Origin of the sequence: Longimicrobium sp. (assembly GCA_036389795.1) — a bacterium.
In the GTDB taxonomy this organism is placed as follows: domain Bacteria; phylum Gemmatimonadota; class Gemmatimonadetes; order Longimicrobiales; family Longimicrobiaceae; genus Longimicrobium.
Genome location: DASVWD010000223.1, coordinates 1 through 18,318 on the forward strand (window position 1 = coordinate 1; position 18,318 = coordinate 18,318).

The window sequence follows — 18,318 nt, forward strand, 5'->3', positions numbered from 1 at the left end:
TCGGCTCGACGGGTTCGCTACCCCGCTTCTTTCAGCGCTCCCCTCGCGGTCGGCGCCTTGCGGCTCGCTTCGGTCCCTACGACCAAGTTCCGGGAGGACTTTCACCTCCTGACCACTGTCCATGCTGGGCACACACGAAAAGCCGCCGCGGCACGAGGTTGCCGCGGCGGCTCTTCGTTCTCCCGAAGCGGCTGGTCCCGGCTGCCTACTGCCGCGTGAGGGTGGTGGCGGCGTTCTGGAAGCCGGACTGGTTGAGCACTCCCTGGAGCTCCGTCCGGCTATGGAACTCACCGCTGAAGACGACCGGCTCGAACTGCCCCGAGGCAAAGGTCAGCGACAGGTCCGCGGACTGGCGCAGGCCCGTGACCGTGAACTGGAGCGTGTTCCCGCCGAGCACCATCTGCGCGGTGCCGGTGACGGCCCTTCCGCTCCCCTCCGTCAGGTTCATCGTGAGCCCGACGGAGCTCGCGGGGCCGGTCTGCGCGGTGCCGGTCCAGGTGCCGGTGGCGTCGACCGTCTCGCCCAGGCTCGGGCTGTCGCAGCCTGGCAGGAGGAGCAGCAGGGCGGCCAGAGGAGCGGCGAATCGCCTGTACATGGGTCCGATGTCCTTTTGTCGCGGGAAATCCAGCCAGGTCCGCCGTAAACGTTTGAAGCCCGCCGGTTGTTACGCGGGCGGGCCTTCCCCGGGCGGCGGCGAGCCGCTCAGGGGAGCGGGAGGTTGTCGCGGATGAGGAGCAGGATGGCCGAGTGGGGGACGATCAGGTACTTGTTGCCGTCGATCTCCACCTCCACGGCGTTGCTGCGCAGGAAGATGGCGTAGTCGCCCTTCTCGGCCTGCAGGGGGACGTAGCGCATCCCCGTGCGGGTGCCGCCGGACCACGGCTCGCCGTCGGCCACGGGCTCGGCGGTGGGGTAGCCGGGGCCCACGTTATATCTCACCCGTCTTTGGTCTGCTGCGCTAGTGAGTGGGAACTGATCGCGACATACTTGCGTAATTTCTAGAGTCGAAGCATACATGTGAATTGGCGCACTAGAACCTTGTTTGGCCACATGCTTCGGATCATCTAATCAGGATGCCAGCCATGCTTAAGCCGAAATCAAAGCTATACGCGGACCAAATATATGGGACCAAGGTGATCAGCCCCTTGGCGGTAGCGATTATCGATACTCCAGAATTCCAACGACTGGCATCACTTCGGCAACTTGGGTTCGCTGAACTGGTCTATCGAGGAGCATGCCACACTCGCTTCTCCCATTCAATCGGCACCTATTTTATCGCACGCACTCTGTTGCGAAAGATTGCGCAGAACCACGAACGATTCGATCTCGAACATCCTGGATCGCTGGTTTCGGAGGACTTCCAACTAATCCCCAGTAACGCAGATATCCCAGATACCTGGGGAGTTTCCCCGCAGTCGAGGTGGCGAGGACTTACTGAAATAGTAAGTGTGGCAGCGCTGCTTCACGATATCAGCCATATCCCTTTTGGACATACCTTTGAGGATGAGTATACTGGGTTGTTCACCCGACATGACCGTCTTGGGAGTAGCCGACTAGCCGAGTTCCTATTCAATCCTGAAAGCCAGCTCGCGAGAGTTTTCTCCGATGACCATGATCGTTGGTTGCCAAGGTTACGGAACTCAGACCTGAGGCAGTTACTTTACTTGATCCTCTCTTGGAAAGAGAAGGTAGACCCGCCGACATCTTTCCCTCAGGTCCTCTCAACCGCAATTCAGGATGCAAAGCAAGAACAAGAACGTGACCGCCTCCGAGAATTGGAGGTATTCCACGAACACGCCTCTCAAGATGGAGTATTTCAACCATTTATGAGTGATCTTGTCGGGAATACGATCTGCGCAGACCTTTGGGATTACTTACCGCGCGATCGCATAAACCTTGGTATGGAAGCACGCCTACATCGTAGACTCCAACGGTATTTGGTGATTAGGAGAGGAACGTTCTTTCCTGACGAAGGGTTTCGGATCTCTATAGTCGTCCAGTCGCAGCGGCGCGGCGGGCAACGGCGAGACGTCGCAACCGCAGTTCTTGATATCATGCGGGAACGTTATGAAATGGTAGAGCGTGTATATTATCATCATAAGAAGGCGGCCGCGAGTGCGATGCTCGTTAAACTACTCGAGTTGCTCCCGGAAGACCTTCGGCCCCGTGATGACACGGCAGTTTATCCTGCACCGTGGTCAAGCAAGGACGAACCGACCGGGGTACCACATCTAGTGCATCTTGGAGATGCCGAACTGCTCACCTATTTAGGGAACGCTTCTATCGAACGAAAACCCTTGCAGAAGAAACTCTATTCAGCACTCCGATTTGCCCGCGCTGATATTTACCGGACGCTCCTGGTGATCGATGTTGACCTTGTAAATGCCAGTAAGCACACAATTTCCTATTTCTTGGAACAGATGAGGGGACCTGCGGAAGCCTTTTCTGGTGAGCACCGCCAACGGCTTGAAGACGACCTAGCCGCGGCTGCCGGTGTCGATAGCGGAAATGTTCTGATATATTGTCCCAATGCGCAGATGCAAGCGAAGGAGGTCGACGTTAGGCTTGAAATTGTTCCGGATCGAATTCTTCCACTGCGCGTTCAACGCGAATTCTTTGCATATCAACTTGACCTAGAAGTCTTAGAACGTTATTATCGGGAGCTTTGGAAAGCATATATTTTTGTCGATCCAAAAATCTTTGATGATCCCGGTTTATGTAAGGCGGTTGTAGATTGCGTTTGCGCTCGCTTCGATATCCCTCTTGTCGCGGCCTATCCGAAGGTTCGTCACCACCAATTTGCGCAGGAGCCGGAAGCCAGCGCTGCCGCCGCATTAACTTGTGTGCGGCGTTTTATTGAAAGATTACCGTTCAAGGATGTACCGCAATCAATAACGAGCGCACTTCTAGACGGGGCTGCTGGAGATGCGCGTTTCCTGTCCCTCCTCGCGAGTACCGCAAGCGATGGCTCTGCGGTTCATCAGCGGCTTACCGCGCTATTTGGGGCACAGGTGATCACCAGTTTAGCTGGAACGAAAGGATTTCCCCGGAAGGAGAAAAAAGCAGCTTTGGCGCTCCGGTCAGCATTACTCGCCGGAGAGGCCGACGTTGCGGTTGCAGCTCGGCTCGACGATCCAAGCTACGACGCATACTTGAATCGGATACTGCTGCTAATCCGTCACCAAGTTGGCGCTCGCGCAGTGGAGGAGGCGGATGGACGTCGGTAAGTCGAAAACTGCCCAGTTTTTTGTGGATCTTCACGGCAAAACTAGCCTGAGTACGGCTATCGAAACCGCAGCGCGTGCCCTCAGGTCTGCCCTTCTGCCGCAGTATCCCGAACTCCCTGTTGACGTGGAGGATATTGCTCGAGCATGTGGAATACGTTTCTCCAACCAGCCTCTGATGGGCTCTTGCCCAGAAGGCCTTCTTGTCCCGGACGGGGGCTACTTTCTACTGCACCTGCGTACCGGGGTAGCTCCCGCTCGAAGGCGATTCTCTATCGCGCATGAAATCGGACATACTTTTTTCTACAAGCGCGGGGTCGGTGGACTACGACATCAGGTTGGTATCCTTTCTGAGCAGGAGTTGAAAGCGGAAGAGGCTATCTGCGATCAGTTCGCTCGCGCTTTGCTTGTCCCGCCCGAGTTCCTTGTTTCTTTCTTCAAGCAAACGAATCCATGTAGCGCCTGGGACTTTCTTCGTCTCACTGAAGATATCGCGCGGAAGTTGCACGTCAGCATTCCGGTAGTTGTCTCCCGGTTGCAAGATGTCGCTGTTGATGCACCCGCGGCGATTATGTTGGTGCTTACCCACAGACCTCACTCACAGCGCCAAGGTGAAAGCCAACTACGAGTAAATAATGTCGGTGCAATTGGTCCTGCTAAGGGTAGGATATGGGTCTGGAGAAACAAAACTGCGCGGTCTCTCGGATTAGAACATGCAGAAACCCTATATCGACGATGGAGTCATGAAGGCACAGAAGGCCAGCAGATCACGCTGGCTGGCCGATTCACCCTTGATGCTGCCGGTGATTTGGTGAGGGTGACCGATTCGGCGGCAGCCCAACATATCAAGGCTTGGTTGCGAGTATCTGAATTTAACTCAGGGCGTTGGTACAAACCTCTCCTCGATGCAGACATTGCCGACTGCCTCTACGCCCGACCAAAGGGGGAAATCAAAGAGGCTTATGTCGTGTCCGCCTGGACTGGACCGGCTCTCGTCAAAGCTACTCGGGAGGGTGAGAGTCATGCCCTTTAGCGTGGTGGGCTTGGATTCCCACATTCGCGCTCTCGGTCGAAAACATTGTAAACGCGTAGTTCTACTCCGTGCTTGACCGCTCTAGGTCCGAGTAACTGAAATAAGGACTTTAGATGTTCAGCGATGTTTCCAACCGCCTCAAAGGCGGCGTCTGTGGCGATAATGTGCCAATCGTCTCCGAGAGACATAGCACGTACAGCAAGATTGATCCCATTACCTGCAACGTTTGGATTTTCATTCACGTCGGAGTACTTAAACACAGGACCAGCGTGAATACCCGTACGAAATGAGAATTGCTTCTGCTCCGGCACCGTCGAGCGATAGCGTTTTACAGTATCTTGGAGCATGAAAACTATTGGGAGGAGTGTCTCCGGATGATCTTCAAAAATCAGTATCATTCCGTCGCCGGTGGGAAGATAAATGATTTCCCCGTGATTGTGCCCACGCACCTGCCGAATGGCTTCTTTAGTCAACTTGTTAAATTGCATAATCATTTGCTTTTGGACATCGGCCGTTCGTAAACTGTAGCCTACAATATCGAAGGCAACTACGTAAACTGTCTTAGGAGCATCTTGCTCCCGAAGCCACCTCAAACCTCGTTCGACTTTGCTCAATTTCGTCGTAGTAGAGTTCAGTAGAACCGGTGTCGCTCTCCGTAGCATTTGCAACTGTGAATCGAGTGGCATAACATCCCCGAGCACCTCAATTTCCATCTCACCGAAATATTCGCTGAAGCGACCCTCTAAAGGACTATAATAAAAATATTTATCATAAGCAAGTTCATACGATGAATTTTCGGTCTTTAACACCATTGTGGTGCGGCGGTTGTGGACTGTAAGAATGTGGCGGATCGGGCCAAGCTCTATTGCTTGACCGAGATGCATTCGAAGTAGCGACAGCAGAGCGTCGGGCTGCCGCAGCAGTTTCTGGAACTCACCGTCTTCAAAGTCAGTTTCGATACGGTGCAACGCATCATCAACTGTCGATTGATCTTCGACCTTCAAAGTAGCCGTGATACTCCCGTTGCGGAGCCGTCGCCGAAGACTGCAGTGGTTGCGAAGCAGTGTAAAGCCAGGATCATCGAAGTATTCATCTTGAATTTTTCTTTGAGCGCTATCCTCGACAGTGATGTCCAGTAACTCACAAAGCATTTTCACCTTTTCTGATACAACCCGTCCACTTTCAACCGGTGAGAATTTGAGCTGAATATTCCCGAGGCTAACAAACTTAAATTCAGATTCGTAGTTAGTAGACATTGAACTCCTCCGGGGCGATAGTTTTTTCTACGTTCGCAAACGAGCTAGTTACTCTCTTGAGCCCAAACCGAGATGGTTCGCTCACCAGGCGAGTTTCTCACATTCTACACTCTATGCGCTCGCGCGAAAAGTCTGCGTTCAGTTCAAGGCAGCGGCAGGTTGTCGCGGATGAGGAGCAGGATGGCCGAGTGGGGGACGATCAGGTACTTGTTGCCGTCGATCTCCACCTCCACGGCGTTGCTGCGCAGGAAAATGGCGTAGTCGCCCTTCTCGGCCTGCAGGGGGACGTAGCGCATCCCCGTGCGGGTGCCGCCGGACCACGGCTCGCCGTCGGCCACGGGCTCGGCGGTGGGGTAGCCGGGGCCCACGTTCACCACGTAGCCGCCCATCGCGGGCTCGTTCTCCTTCACCCCCGCCGGCAGGTACAGCCCCGACGGCGTCTTGGAGTTCTCTTCCTCGGGCTTGATGAGGACCTTGTCCCCCACCACGACCACTTCACGCGGCATCAGACCTTCCAGGGTCGGTAGATCGGCGGAATCTCACGGGCGGCTTCCACTTTCGGGAGCCGCCCGTGCGCTGCGACGAAAGAATAACGCGGCCTCCCGGGCGATGCACGATCCCCGTCCCGAAGCCGCGCCGGCCTGTACACCGCACCCTGCCCCCGGTGCGCCCGGCGCGAGGGCTACGGCGCCTCGGCGGTAACGATCCCCCACATCCAGTTGCGCCAGACGCAGTCCACCCGGACGAAGCCAGCCTCCTCCAGCAGCCGGAAGTGCTCGCCGAGCGGGGTGTAGTGGTCGTGCTCGCGAGCGTGGTCGAGCAGGCTCTGGATCTCCTCTTCGCTGCAGTTGCCGGGGAGGCGGCAGAACTCCAGCCAGCGCGCCCAGTTGAGCGCCGCGTTCGCCTCCGTCCCTCCCCAGAGCTGGTCGGCGAAGCGGAAGGTGCCGCCCGGGACCAGGGCCCGCCGCAGCACCCGGTACAGCGCGCCCTTGTCGGCCACGTGGTGCAGGCTGATGCACGACGCCACCAGCTCGAACGATTCCGGCGCCGGATCGAGCTCCTCGAAGCGCTTCACCACGAAGCTCGCTCGCTGCGCCGCGGCGGGGTGCGTCTCGGAGAGGCGCGTGCGGGTGAGCTCCACCATCTCCGGCGCCGCGTCGACGAAGGTGATCGCCGCGCCGGGGAAGCGCTCCGCCAGCGCGAGCGACAGGTTCCCCGTGCCGCACCCCAGCTCCAGCACCCGCGCCGCCTCCGCCGGGAGGTAGTCGACCAGCCGCGCCGTCATCTCGTCGTAGCGCGGCACCGCGCGCCGGACCAGCGAGTCGTACTCCTCGCGCATGGGGCCGAAGTAGCCGGCGGCGGTGGACATTCGAGTGCGAAGTGCGAGGTGTGAAGTGCGAAGTGCGACGGCAAGCAGCCCTGCCTTCGCAGGCTGACTCGGCGCGGAGACCTTCCTTCGGCGCGAAAGCACGGTCCGGCAGGCGCGAAGCGCGCGGGCGCAGCCCGCTAGTCCGCGAAGGCGGACTTCGTGTGGTTGTTGCAGCGAATTCATTCGCCCGAGCCTGCCCGAACGGTAGCCTCCCGCCCGGCGGGGGCACAAGGACGCGGGCCGGAACCGGTCTTGCAGCCGCCTTCCGTCTCCCATCGCCAGAACGCGGAAAGCCGCGCGCCGCGCCGCCTTTCGGGCAGGGGCGCGATTCGGTATGTTCGCCCCAGCCGCCGCCGGCATGCGACCCCGGCGAGACGGACCGGCGGCGTGGCTCTGGCAGACCGACCGGGGAAGAAGACAGGAGAACGTGATGAGCGACAGCTTCGGGGTCCGTTCCACCCTCCGCGTGGGCGGGCGCGAGTATGCCATCTGGCGCCTGGACGCCGCCGGCGACGTGAGCCGGCTGCCGTACAGCCTGCGCATCCTGCTGGAGAACCTGCTGCGCACCGAGGACGGCGTCACCGTCACCCGCGACGACATCGAGGCGCTGGCCCGCTGGGATCCGAAGAACCCGCCCGACCGCGAGATCGCCTACACCCCGGCGCGCGTGATCCTGCAGGACTTCACCGGCGTCCCCTGCGTCGTCGACCTGGCCGCCATGCGCGACGCCATGGCCGAGCTGGGCGGCGACCCGGCGCGCATCAACCCGCTGCAGCCGGTGGAGCTGGTGATCGACCACTCCATCCAGGTGGACGCCTTCGGCACCCGCATGGCGTTCGAGCAGAACGTGGAGCTCGACTACCAGCGCAACGCCGAGCGCTACGCCTTCCTGCGCTGGGGGCAGCAGGCGTTCCGCAATTTCAAGGTGGTGCCGCCCAACACCGGCATCGTCCACCAGGTGAACCTCGAGTACCTCTCGCGCGTCGTCTTCTCCACCGACGAGAACGGCGCGGCCGACGGCATCCCGCTCGCCTACCCCGACACCTGCGTGGGCACCGACAGCCACACGCCGATGGTGAACGGGCTGGGCGTGCTGGCCTGGGGCGTGGGCGGCATCGAGGCCGAAGCCGCCATGCTGGGGCAGCCGATCTCGATGCTCATCCCCGAGGTGATCGGCTTCCGGCTGGAGGGCGAGCTGCCGGAGGGGTCCACGGCCACCGACCTGGTGCTCACCGTCACCGAGCTGCTGCGCAAGAAGGGCGTGGTCGGCAAGTTCGTGGAGTTCTACGGCCCCGGCGTCGCCTCGCTCGCGCTCGCGGACCGGGCCACCATCGGCAACATGAGCCCGGAGTACGGCGCCACCTGCGCCATCTTCCCGCCCGACCAGGTGACGCTGGACTACCTGCGCTTCACCGGCCGCCCCCAGGAGCGCATCGCCCTGGTCGAGGCGTACATGAAGGAGCAGGGGCTCTTCCACACCCCCGACTCGCCCGAGCCGCTCTTCACCGACACCCTGTCGCTCGACCTGAACTCCGTCGAGCCCAGCATCGCCGGGCCGCGCCGCCCGCAGGACCGCGTGCGGCTCTCCGAGGCCAAGAAGTCGTTCTTCGCCTCGCTCCCGTCGCTGCTGCCCTCCGGGCGGGCGCCGCACTCGCAGAAGGACGCCGCCAACGCCGAGAGCGGCGCCGGGGCCGACAAGGTGGGCGTGTGGGGCGAGGGGAGCGCCGACAGCCCCGACGCGCAGAAGGTGCTGATCGAGGACGCCCAGGCGGTGCTGGACCACGGCTCGGTGGTGATCGCGGCGATCACCTCGTGCACCAACACCTCGAACCCGTCGGTGATGATCGCCGCGGGGCTGCTGGCGAAGAAGGCGGTGGAGCGCGGGCTGGACCGCAAGCCGTGGGTGAAGACGTCGCTGGCGCCGGGCTCGAAGGTCGTCACCGCGTACTACGAGAAGTCGGGGCTGCTCCCGTACCTGGAGGCGCTCGGCTTCAGCGTGGTCGGCTACGGCTGCACCACCTGCATCGGCAACTCGGGGCCGCTGCCGCAGCAGATCTCCGAGGCGATCCAGAAGGGCGGCCTGGTGGCCTGCTCGGTGCTCTCCGGCAACCGCAACTTCGAGGGGCGCATCAACTCCGACGTGCGCGCCAACTTCCTGATGTCGCCCCCGCTGGTCGTGGCCTACGCGCTGGCCGGGCGGATCGACTGGGACCCGTACAACGAGCCGATCGGCACCGACCCGAACGGGCGGAGCGTCTTCCTCAAGGACATCTGGCCCACGTCCACCGAGGTGGAGCAGGCGATCGCGAGCTCGATCGAGAGCGAGATGTACCGCCGGAGCTACGCGGCCGTCTTCGAGGGCGACGAGCGCTGGAAGTCGATGCCGGTGCCCGCGGGCGACCGCTTCGAGTGGACGGACGAGTCGACGTACGTGCGCCGGCCGCCGTACTTCGACGGGATGTCGCGCGAGGCGCCGGAGACGGTGGCGGAGATCCGCGGCGCCCGGGCCGTCGCGCTGCTGGGCGACTCGGTGACCACCGACCACATCTCCCCGGCCGGGAGCATCAAGAAGGACTCGCCCGCCGGGAAGTACCTGGTGGAGCACGGGGTGGAGCCGAAGGACTTCAACAGCTACGGCGCGCGGCGCGGCAACCACGAGGTGATGGTGCGCGGCACCTTCGCCAACGTGCGCATCCGCAACCAGCTGGCTCCGGGGACGGAGGGCGGCTGGACCACGTACTTCCCCGCCGACGAGGTGACGACCATCTACGACGCGGCGATGCGCTACCAGCAGGACGGCACGCCGCTCGTCGTGCTGGCCGGGAAGGAGTACGGCTCGGGCTCCTCGCGCGACTGGGCGGCCAAGGGGCCGTACCTGCAGGGGATCAAGGCGGTGATCGCGGAGAGCTACGAGCGCATCCACCGCTCCAACCTGGTGGGGATGGGCGTCCTCCCGCTGCAGTTCCTGGCGGGCGAGAGCGTGCAGTCGCTGGGCCTCACCGGCCGCGAGCACTTCGACGTCGAAGGCCTGCCGGAGCTGCTCGACAGCGGCTTCGCGGCGGGCCGCGAGGTCACCGTGCGCGCGCGCGGCGAGGACGGGGGGGAGAAGACGTTCCGCGCGTTCGTGCGCATCGACACGCCGCAGGAGGTGCTCTACTACCGCCACGGCGGCATCCTGCAGTACGTGCTGCGCCAGCTGCTGGGCGGGAAGGACAGGGCCGAGGCGATCAGCGGCGTCCCCGCCGGCGCCGTGAGCCGCGACGCCGCCGGCGGCGACCGCTCGGTGACGGAGGACTCGCTGGAGAGCTTCCCCGCGAGCGACGCGCCGACGTATTAACCCTCCGAAAGTGCGAGAGTGCGAAGTGCGAAAGTGCGAGAGTGAACCCGGGTTCCCGCGTACTTTCGCACTTTCGCGCCCCCGCACTTTCGCACTCCGATGAGCGAGCGACGCCGGGGGCCGGAGCGCCGCCGCCTCCGCCTGGGCGCCGGCGCCGAGTTCGACCTGATCCGCCGCTTCTACGCCCGCGGCGGGGGCGGCGCCGCGCGCTACGACGTGCGGGTGGGGCCGGGCGACGACTGCGCCGTGGTGGCGGGCGACGGGATCGCGCTCTCCACCGACATCTCCGTCGAGGGCGTGCACTTCCGGCGCGACTGGATGGGCTTCCGCGACGTGGGGCGGCGCGCCGCGGCCGCCGCGCTCAGCGACCTGGCCGCCGTGGCCGCGCGCCCGATCGGCGTGCTGGCCTCCCTCGCCGTGCCGCCGGGGGACGAGAAGGCCCACGCCGAGCAGGTGATGGAAGGCGTGCGCCGGGCGGCCGAGAGCGTGGGCGCCGCGCTCCTGGGCGGCGACCTGGCGCGCACGCACGGGCCGCTGGTGGTGGACGTCACCGTGGTGGGCGAGTGCCCGCACCCGGTGCTGCGCTCCGGCGCCCGCCCCGGCGACGAGGTGTGGGTGACGGGCGAGCTGGGGGCGGCGGCGGCGTACGTCGAGCAGCGCCTGCAGGGGCGCCGGCCCGACGGCCGCGCGCGCGCCCGCTTCGCCGCGCCCGCGCCCCGGGTGCGCGAGGCGCTCTGGCTGGCCGGGCACGGGCTGCCCACGGCGATGATCGACCTCTCCGATGGGCTGGCGGGCGACGCGGCACACCTCTCGGCCGCCAGCGGCGTGGCCGTGCTCCTCTCGCCCGAGCTGATCCCGGTGCACCCCGCCGCCCGCCGCCACGCCGGCAAGGGCGGCGACGCGCTGCGCCTGGCGCTGACCGGGGGCGAGGACTACGAGCTCTGCTTCACCGCGCCGATCGGCGCGGCCGAGCCGCACGTGGACGAGTTCCAGCAGACCTTCGGCGTGCGGCTGAGCTGCGTGGGGCGCGTGGGCGGCGGCGACGGGGTGTGGTGGGTGGACGCCGAGGGGAACCGGCGCCCGCTGGGGCTGCGCGGCTACCGGCACTTCGAGGAGGCCGAGGCGTGATCCGCACCGTGTGGTTCGGGCTGACGGCGCTGGGGATGACGCTGTTCTGGGGCCCCGCCGTCCTCTTCGCCGCCGCGTTCGGACTCAGGGACGAAGACTGGTACATGGACGTGGTGCGGCTCTGGGCGCGCACGGTGATGCGGGCCAGCGGGTGCCGCGTCGTCCTCCACCACCCCGAGCGCGTGGCCCCGGGCGAGCCGCGGGTGATCGTGTCGAACCACGTCTCCTGGTTCGACGTGTTCGCGCTGGCGGCGTCGCTGCCGGGGCGCTTCCACTTCGTCGCCAAGAAGGAGCTGCTGAAGATCCCCGTCTTCGGCCCGGCGATGCGGGCGGCGGGACACATCACCATCGACCGCTCCAACCGCGAGCGGGCGATCGAGAGCCTGAGGGAAGCGGGCGAGCGCATCCGCAGGAGCCCCGCCGTGGTGGTGGTCTACGCCGAGGGGACGCGCTCGCGCGACGGGCGGCTGCAGCCGTTCAAGAAGGGGGCGTTCATGCTGGCCATCGAGTCGCGCGTCCCCATCGTCCCCCTGGCCGTGGCGGGGAGCTACGAGATCATGCCCAAGGGGAGCTGGCGCATCCGCCCCAACACCATCCACCTGCACTTCCTGGAGCCCGTCCCCGCCGCCGAGGTGGCGGCCGCCGCGTCGCTGGGCGTGGAGCCGCTGATGGAGCGCGTCCGCATGGCCATCGCCTCCGTCGTCGGCGACCTCGAGCCGGCGCTGCCGCCCTCCCGTTGACTTGCCCTACCGGAAGGTCAAGTATTAACCAACGCAACCTCAATCGAGTCGTGGATTAGTTGCGTGCGGGGCCACGAATGGCACTATTTAACGCCTGCTGGTGCCCCGGAGGAGGCGTGCACGACCGCCTCGATCTCAGCCGAGAACGACGCCATCGGCTCAAGCGGGAGCGCGAGCGCGACAGCGGCATCCTCTATCAACTGCCGCACTTGGTCTGGGACGGAGGCGTTTAGCGCATTCAAGACGCCAAGGGGCCCGCGCAGATGGTCGATGGTCGCCCCGCCGGCCAGCACCGGAAACAGTGGCCTTCGGGCGCCCCAGCGCGCGCCAAGCTCAAAGAGTACGTAAGCTGAACCGATGCTCGTCGGAGTAACAAGACCGACAAGGAGTTCGGCGCCAAACACCTCCGTTCGAAGAACATCGTTCGTGTCCGCCCCGGCGGGGAGACGGTAGCCGTCTATGCTAGTGCATCGGATTTTCCGGGCAGAGATCTTTAGTGCCTTCTCAAAGAGGCGGATCAGCGCGCGGGCAATCGCCTCGTCGGCACTGCTGTGGCTGATGAACAGGGTAAGTTCGGACACTACAGGAGCGATCGGAGTCTCATCCCCACTGTGCAGCCTAGCCTCGAACTCCGGGTCGTCGTGGACAAAGCGCAGGAAGTCGCGAACGAACGGCCGGAAAATCTGCCGCACGAACTCTGCCGTGTTCGCATCAGAATTATTTGCCACCCACAGGAACGTAGCGGAGAAATCCACCAGTCTAATTTGACCCGCAGCTATTCTCCGAATCAGTTCCACCTGAGCCGCAAGACGTTCCTCCGAATTGTGGGGGTAAGACAAATCCGCACTGCCGACCATTGAGCGCTGCGTCGACCTTTGGCGCTCATACCAAGAATCGAAATCAAATCTTGGCAGGCGGGCAACGACATCACCAAGGGGCGTCCCGGTGTGCAGCGTTGAGGCGAAGCGCCGAAGCGCATCCGGAAGCGTTTTCGCATTCGCCCTGGACACATCGTCCGAATAGTCTTGGAAGTCGCGCAGCGCCCGTCGATAGGTATTCATATCACCCGAGCTCCAGTCGACGCATCACCCATTCGTCTGCTGCAGCAGCCATCATCTCCTTCCAAGATGGAAAGCGGGTTCGCTCACGGACGAACGTGTCCCAAGCTTCGTCCGGGATTGCATTGAAGCTCTCGATGGAACTCACGTTGAAGCCGCTAGCGGCGAACATCGCCTCAGCCGATTGGAAATCGGTGTGCCGCAACATGAACTCGTCCGAAAAGAATTCGCTCACTGGGATCTCATGCTGGCCATCCAATAGTTCAACCCGCCGTCGGAGGTTACGAATCTCTCTTAATGCATCGTCAAAACTCACCTTCGCCTCCATTCTGCTTGAATTTTGCCACTCACTTCCGCGGTGAATCTAGAGTCGCGCTCACTAATTATAGAGTCTATCACAGCCGGGCGCACCATTCGTTCAGGTCGTTCGCCGCCTACCTGACCAGTTCGTTGGGCATTGAAACGGAAAACGAACGCATGATACGGTCGGGAGCTAACAGACCAGATTTCGTTGGCGTCAGAGACATTCTTTCCTTCCGTAATCCGCACTCATCCCTTCGGAGCCGTTCTTGCAACGCCCCGCCCGCCGGAGTCGGCGAGGAGGAGAGCGATGTTCCCGTTTCCTTCCCCCGGGCAGGGGCGGCGCTTCCACGACCGCCACGACGCGGGGCGGCGCTTGGCGGAGCGCCTGCGCGTGTACGCGGGGCGGCCGAACGTGCTGGTGCTGGCGCTGCCGCGCGGCGGGGTGCCGGTGGCGTACGAGGTGGCCCGCGCGCTCGGGGCGCCGCTCGACGTGTTCCTGGTGCGCAAGCTGGGCGTGCCCGGCCACGAGGAGCTGGCCATGGGCGCCATCGCCAGCGGCGGGGTGCGCGTGCTCAACGAGCGCGTGGTGAGCCAGCTGCGCGTCCCTCCCCAGGTGATCGACCGCGTGGCGGCGGCCGAGGAGCGCGAGCTCGTCCGCCGCGAGCGCGCCTACCGCGGCGACCGGCCGCCCCCGCGCGTGGAGGGGTGCGACGTGATCCTGGTGGACGACGGGCTGGCCACCGGCGCCAGCATGCGCGCGGCGGCGGCCGCGCTCCGGGCGCAGGGGCCGCGGCGCGTGGTGATCGCCGTCCCCGTGGCGGCGGCCGAGACGTGCGAGGAGTTCCGCGGCGAGGTGGACGAGATCGTCTGCGACCTCACCCCCGACCCGTTCTACGCCGTGGGGCTCTGGTACGAGGACTTCTCGCAGACCACCGACGACGAGGTGCGCGAGCTGCTGGCCGCCGCCGGGGGCGGGCGGCCCGGGCACGCCGCGGGCGAGGGCGCCTCGGCCGGGCGGGAGGGGTGAAGGAGGGGCGATGGACACGGCGCGGACGGAGCACGGCGAAGAGCTGGTGCGGGTGGCGGCCGGGCGGGTGAGCCTGGAGGGGAGCCTGGGCGTGCCGGCCGGCGCGCGCGGGGTGGTGCTCTTCGCGCACGGCAGCGGGAGCAGCCGCCACAGCTCCCGCAACCGCTACGTGGCCGGCGAGCTGCGCGGCGCCGGGCTGGGGACGCTGCTCATCGACCTGCTCACCCCGCACGAGGAGGCGGTGGACGCGCGCACCGCCCACCTGCGCTTCGACATCGACCTGCTGGCCAACCGGCTGGTGGGCGCCCTCCGCTGGCTGGGCGCCGACCCGCGCACGCAGGGGCTCCCCGTGGGCCTCTTCGGCGCCAGCACGGGGGGCGGGGCGGCGCTGGTGGCCGCGGCGGCGCGGGCGAACGAGGTGGGCGCGGTGGTCTCGCGCGGCGGGCGCCCCGACCTGGCGGGCAGGGCCCTTCCCGAGGTGCGCGCCCCCACCCTCCTGGTGGTCGGCGGCGACGACGTGCCGGTGATCCGCCTGAACGAGCAGGCGTACGCCCAGCTGCGCTGCGAGAAGCGGATGGAGATCGTCCCCGGCGCCAGCCATCTCTTCGAGGAGCCCGGCACCCTGGAGCGGGTCGCCGAGCTCGCCACCGCCTGGTTCGTCCGCCACCTGGGCACCGGGATCCTGAGAACCGCATAGCCTCACGCAGAGGAAGCAGAGGTAGCGGAGAGGATCGCGGCCAGCGACGAGCTCTCCGCCGACTCCGCTGACTCTGTGTGAAACAAGTGGTTGTCCTTGGGTCTTCCAGGGGGAGGCACGATCCCTGCCCGGGAGCCGGCGCATGCGCGTGCGAGCCTTCGTCTTCTGCGTTTCGATCCTCACCGCCGCGGGGTGCGGCGGCGGGGGCGGGACGGTCACCCTCCGCGGCGACTTCCCCGCCTCGGAGTCCGCGCCCACCAGCGTGGTGGCGGTGGAGGCGGAGCAGGAGGCCGAGGTCGCGAACGGCGGCTTCGAGATCGCCGGGCTCACGCCGGGGCCCGTCACCCTGCGCCTGGTGCGCGAGGGCGAGACGCTGGGCACGCTGGCCGTCGGCAACCTCCCCGGGGGCTCCGTCCTGGCGCTGCGCGGGCTGCGGGTGGACCCCGCGACGCGGCGCGCCTTCCCGGCGGCGGTGGAGGTCGACGGCCCCGGGCTGGTGCGGATCAACGGCCTGCGCATGGGCCCCGCCGGCGCGCTCCCCGACGAGGTGGACGAGCGAGGCGTGGTGCTCGCGACCTCGATGGGCAGCGGCATCTTCCTGCTGCGGCCCGACGACGCCGACCTCCCCGACCTGCGCGTGCTGATCTCCCCCGCCGCCGAGGCGCTCACCCCCGACGGCGACCCCGTGGCCGTCGAGGGGCTGGCCGCGGGCGACTCGGTGCGCGTCGAGGGCCGCACCGACAGCGGCATCGTTGTCGCCACCCGCCTCACCGTTCCCCGCCACCTGGCGATCGCGGAGTCCGGCGCGCCCGGCGGGGAGGGAGTCGTCTCCGCCGCGTCCGGCGGCGATGGGTCCTCGTCCGGCGAGTCCGGCGGCGGTAACGGCGGAGATAGTGGGGACGATGGATCGGACGGCGGGGACGGCGGCGGGTCGGCGGAGCCCGCGCGCAGGGTGCCGGTGGCGCTCCCGCGCGCGATCCGCGAGCGCGGCGGGGGCGGGGGCGAGCGGGGGAAGGCGCGCGGCCGCGGCGCCGACAAGCCCCACGGCGGGGGGAAGAAGCCGAAGGGGTGAGAGGGCGAGGGACAAAGGGGGCAAGGGCGGCTGAAGCCGCGGCAACAAAGGCAGAAAGCCTCGCAAACCCCGCGAGGCTTCACTTCGACTTCAACCGCACCCACGGGCGGCCGCCTCTTCGCGGCACGACGCCGCGGTTCCCAGGCACTGGGCACTGGGCACTGGGCACTGCTTTCCCATCCGCCCCCGGAAAGCTACCTTCCCACCCGCACCGCTCCACCCCGTCCCGCCGCCCGCGATGGCTCGCCGCGACAAGCCCGCAGCACGCAAGGACAAGAAGCGCCGCCCCCCGGCCGGCGCCGCGCCGGCGGTCGCGCCCGCGCCGGTCGTCACCGTGCCGGCGCCCGCCGGGGCGGAGCTGCGCTCGTGGCACCACGGCTGGCGCATCCCCGCCGCGCTGGTGCTCCTGCACGTCGTCCTCGCCCTGCTCTCGTTCGTCCCCGCGCCCCACACCGGCGGCGACAACGCCGCGTACGCCTCCCTCGCCCGTGCGCTGCTGGAGGGGCGCGGCTACGTGGAGCTGTGGGACCCGGCCGTGCGCCCCCACACCCAGTTCCCCCCCGTCTTCCCCGCCCTCCTGGCGCTGGGCTCGCTGGTGGGGCTCGAGTGGTGGGTGGGCGCCAAGCTGATCGTGGTGGCGTTCTCGGCCCTGGCCGTCCTCTTCACCTACCTGTGGCTCAGGCGCGAGACCACGCCGGGCGTCGCGATCTCGGCGGGGCTCTTCGTGGCGTTCAGCCCCGGCGTGCTGGAGCTGAGCCACTGGGAGCTCTCCGACGTCCCGTTCTGGGCCTTCACCATGCTGGCGCTCTGGGCGTTCGCGCACTTCGAGGAGCGCCCGCTCGTCCCCGGCGGCCCGGGCGCGGACGCGGGAGCGGCGCCCAGGCTCGACGCCCGCTGGATCGCGGTGGCCACCGGGGCGACGGCGCTGGCGTACCTCACCCGCTCGGCAGGGCTGCCGCTGCTGCTGGCCGGCGCCGCCTGGCTGGCGTGGCGGCGGCGCTGGCGCGCGCTGGGAGTGTTCGGGGCGGTGGCCGGCGGGCTCGCCCTCGCCTGGTGGCTGCGCGGCGAGCTGGCCGGCGGCTCCGGATACCTGTCGTCCTTCTGGGCCGTGGACCCCTACACCCCCAGCAAGGGGACCATCGGCATCGCGGGGCTCTTCCCCCGGATGGCGGCCAACGGGTGGAAGTACGTGAGCGGCCACCTGCCGCTGCTCACCGTCAACAGCCGCTTCGTGGGGAAGCTGGTGGCGCTGGCGCTGATCGGGCTGGGGATCACGGGGTGGGCGCGGCGGCTCCGGCGCGCGGGCGTGGTGGAGCTCTGGGTGCCGCTGTACGTGGGGATGACGCTGGTGTGGCCCGAGACCTGGTCGGGCGAGCGCTTCGTGCTGCCGCTGCTGCCGGTGCTGCTGCTCTACACCGGCGAGGCGCTGCGCGACCTGCCGCCGAAGACCGACGCCGGGGCGATGGTGGCGCTGGGCGCGGCGGCGATCCTGTACGGCTTCTCGGTCCCCGGCCTGGTGAAGGAGGTGCGCCGCGGCACCGCGTGCACGGCCGCGTACCTGCGCGGCGACGAGTTCGCGTGCACCCCCGCCCCCTGGCGCGACTTCCTCTCCCTGGCCCGGCTCACCCGCGACCGGCTCCCCGAAGGCAGCGTGGTGGTCTCGCGCAAGCCGACGCTCTTCTACGCCTTCTCGGGCTACCCGGGCCGCGTCTACCCGCTGAGCGCCGACCCCGACACCTTCTTCCGGGCCGCGCGCGAGGCGAGGGCCACGCACGTGGCGGTGGACGGCCTGGTGGACCTGACGCCGCGCTACCTGCGCCCCGCGGTGCTCGCCCGGGCCGAGCGCTTCTGCTGGATGCCGGAGTTCCGGCTGCAGACCGCCTTCATGATGCGCATCCTGCCCGGCGGCGGCAGGCGCGCGCCCGACGGAGGTCCGCCCCCCTGCCAGCCCGGCGGACGGCCGCCCGCTCCGCTGCCGGTGAGAAGATAGTCCTTAGTGCTTAGTCCTTAGTGCTTAGTCCTTAGTCCTGAGTTCTAAGGACTAAAACACTAAGCACTTAGGACTCAGCGCTTC

At 66.1% G+C, this 18,318-nt stretch carries 16 protein-coding genes; 9 read left to right on the forward strand and 7 right to left on the reverse strand.

All coding sequences use genetic code 11. The annotated features are described in order from the left end of the window. Nucleotides 1-205 precede the first annotated feature (205 nt). Both VF746_26020 and VF746_26025 read right to left on the reverse strand, forming a co-directional pair. Nucleotides 206-595 (reverse strand): hypothetical protein, encoded by a 390-nt coding sequence (locus VF746_26020; protein ID HEX8695900.1) that lies wholly within the window; start codon nucleotides 593-595, stop codon nucleotides 206-208. A 107-nt stretch (nucleotides 596-702) separates the two neighbouring features. After that, nucleotides 703-939, reverse strand: a complete 237-nt coding sequence (locus VF746_26025) for a co-chaperone GroES family protein (GenBank protein ID HEX8695901.1) — start codon at nucleotides 937-939, stop codon at nucleotides 703-705. Nucleotides 940-1,082: 143 nt separating this feature from the next. Here VF746_26025 and VF746_26030 point away from each other — a divergent pair, with 143 nt between their 5' ends. Further along, nucleotides 1,083-3,227, forward strand: a complete 2,145-nt coding sequence (locus tag VF746_26030) for an HD domain-containing protein (protein ID HEX8695902.1) — start codon at nucleotides 1,083-1,085, stop codon at nucleotides 3,225-3,227. Beyond that, nucleotides 3,214-4,257: an ImmA/IrrE family metallo-endopeptidase gene (locus VF746_26035; GenBank protein ID HEX8695903.1), complete on the forward strand. Its 1,044-nt coding sequence runs from the start codon at nucleotides 3,214-3,216 to the stop codon at nucleotides 4,255-4,257. The genes VF746_26030 and VF746_26035 overlap by 14 nt, the downstream gene beginning before the upstream one ends. Here VF746_26035 and VF746_26040 read toward each other — a convergent pair. The 3 genes from VF746_26040 to VF746_26050 all read right to left on the reverse strand — a co-directional run bounded on the left by VF746_26040 (nucleotide 4,254) and on the right by VF746_26050 (nucleotide 6,882). After that, nucleotides 4,254-5,513: a CYTH domain-containing protein gene (locus tag VF746_26040; GenBank protein HEX8695904.1), complete on the reverse strand. Its 1,260-nt coding sequence runs from the start codon at nucleotides 5,511-5,513 to the stop codon at nucleotides 4,254-4,256. The two genes, VF746_26035 and VF746_26040, sit on opposite strands and share 4 nt — an antisense overlap. Before the next feature lie 143 nt (nucleotides 5,514-5,656). After that, on the reverse strand, nucleotides 5,657-6,019 hold the full coding sequence (locus VF746_26045) for a co-chaperone GroES family protein (protein HEX8695905.1): 363 nt from the start codon (nucleotides 6,017-6,019) through the stop codon (nucleotides 5,657-5,659). Between the two features lie 176 nt (nucleotides 6,020-6,195). Continuing rightward, nucleotides 6,196-6,882 (reverse strand): class I SAM-dependent methyltransferase, encoded by a 687-nt coding sequence (locus VF746_26050; GenBank protein ID HEX8695906.1) that lies wholly within the window; start codon nucleotides 6,880-6,882, stop codon nucleotides 6,196-6,198. Nucleotides 6,883-7,312: 430 nt separating this feature from the next. Between VF746_26050 and acnA the strand changes: the two genes are divergently transcribed. From acnA to VF746_26065, 3 genes are all read left to right on the forward strand, one after another. Continuing rightward, nucleotides 7,313-10,219: an aconitate hydratase AcnA gene (gene acnA, locus VF746_26055; protein ID HEX8695907.1), complete on the forward strand. Its 2,907-nt coding sequence runs from the start codon at nucleotides 7,313-7,315 to the stop codon at nucleotides 10,217-10,219. 99 nt (nucleotides 10,220-10,318) lie between these two features. Then, a complete protein-coding gene (gene thiL, locus VF746_26060) occupies nucleotides 10,319-11,347 on the forward strand; it encodes a thiamine-phosphate kinase (protein HEX8695908.1) in 1,029 nt (342 codons plus the stop codon). Continuing rightward, nucleotides 11,344-12,087 carry a lysophospholipid acyltransferase family protein gene (locus VF746_26065; protein HEX8695909.1) on the forward strand — a complete coding sequence of 248 codons (744 nt, stop codon included), beginning with the start codon at nucleotides 11,344-11,346 and terminating at the stop codon, nucleotides 12,085-12,087. The genes thiL and VF746_26065 overlap by 4 nt, the downstream gene beginning before the upstream one ends. An 83-nt stretch (nucleotides 12,088-12,170) precedes the next feature. Here VF746_26065 and VF746_26070 read toward each other — a convergent pair whose 3' ends face one another. Next, nucleotides 12,171-13,148, reverse strand: coding sequence for a toll/interleukin-1 receptor domain-containing protein (locus VF746_26070; GenBank protein ID HEX8695910.1), 978 nt, complete (start codon nucleotides 13,146-13,148; stop codon nucleotides 12,171-12,173). A gap of 1 nt (nucleotide 13,149) precedes the next feature. Next, nucleotides 13,150-13,473 carry a hypothetical protein gene (locus VF746_26075; protein HEX8695911.1) on the reverse strand — a complete coding sequence of 108 codons (324 nt, stop codon included), beginning with the start codon at nucleotides 13,471-13,473 and terminating at the stop codon, nucleotides 13,150-13,152. 282 nt (nucleotides 13,474-13,755) lie between these two features. On the opposite strand from VF746_26075, the gene VF746_26080 reads away from it, so the two are divergent. From VF746_26080 to VF746_26095, 4 genes are all read left to right on the forward strand, one after another. Further along, on the forward strand, nucleotides 13,756-14,475 hold the full coding sequence (locus tag VF746_26080) for a phosphoribosyltransferase (protein ID HEX8695912.1): 720 nt from the start codon (nucleotides 13,756-13,758) through the stop codon (nucleotides 14,473-14,475). Between the two features lie 10 nt (nucleotides 14,476-14,485). Next, nucleotides 14,486-15,172: a dienelactone hydrolase family protein gene (locus tag VF746_26085; GenBank protein HEX8695913.1), complete on the forward strand. Its 687-nt coding sequence runs from the start codon at nucleotides 14,486-14,488 to the stop codon at nucleotides 15,170-15,172. Between the two features lie 142 nt (nucleotides 15,173-15,314). Then, nucleotides 15,315-16,244 carry a hypothetical protein gene (locus VF746_26090; protein HEX8695914.1) on the forward strand — a complete coding sequence of 310 codons (930 nt, stop codon included), beginning with the start codon at nucleotides 15,315-15,317 and terminating at the stop codon, nucleotides 16,242-16,244. 238 nt (nucleotides 16,245-16,482) lie between these two features. Beyond that, entirely contained in the window at nucleotides 16,483-18,234 is a 1,752-nt protein-coding gene (locus VF746_26095; GenBank protein ID HEX8695915.1) for a hypothetical protein, read from the forward strand. The last annotated feature ends 84 nt before the right edge of the window (nucleotides 18,235-18,318 follow it).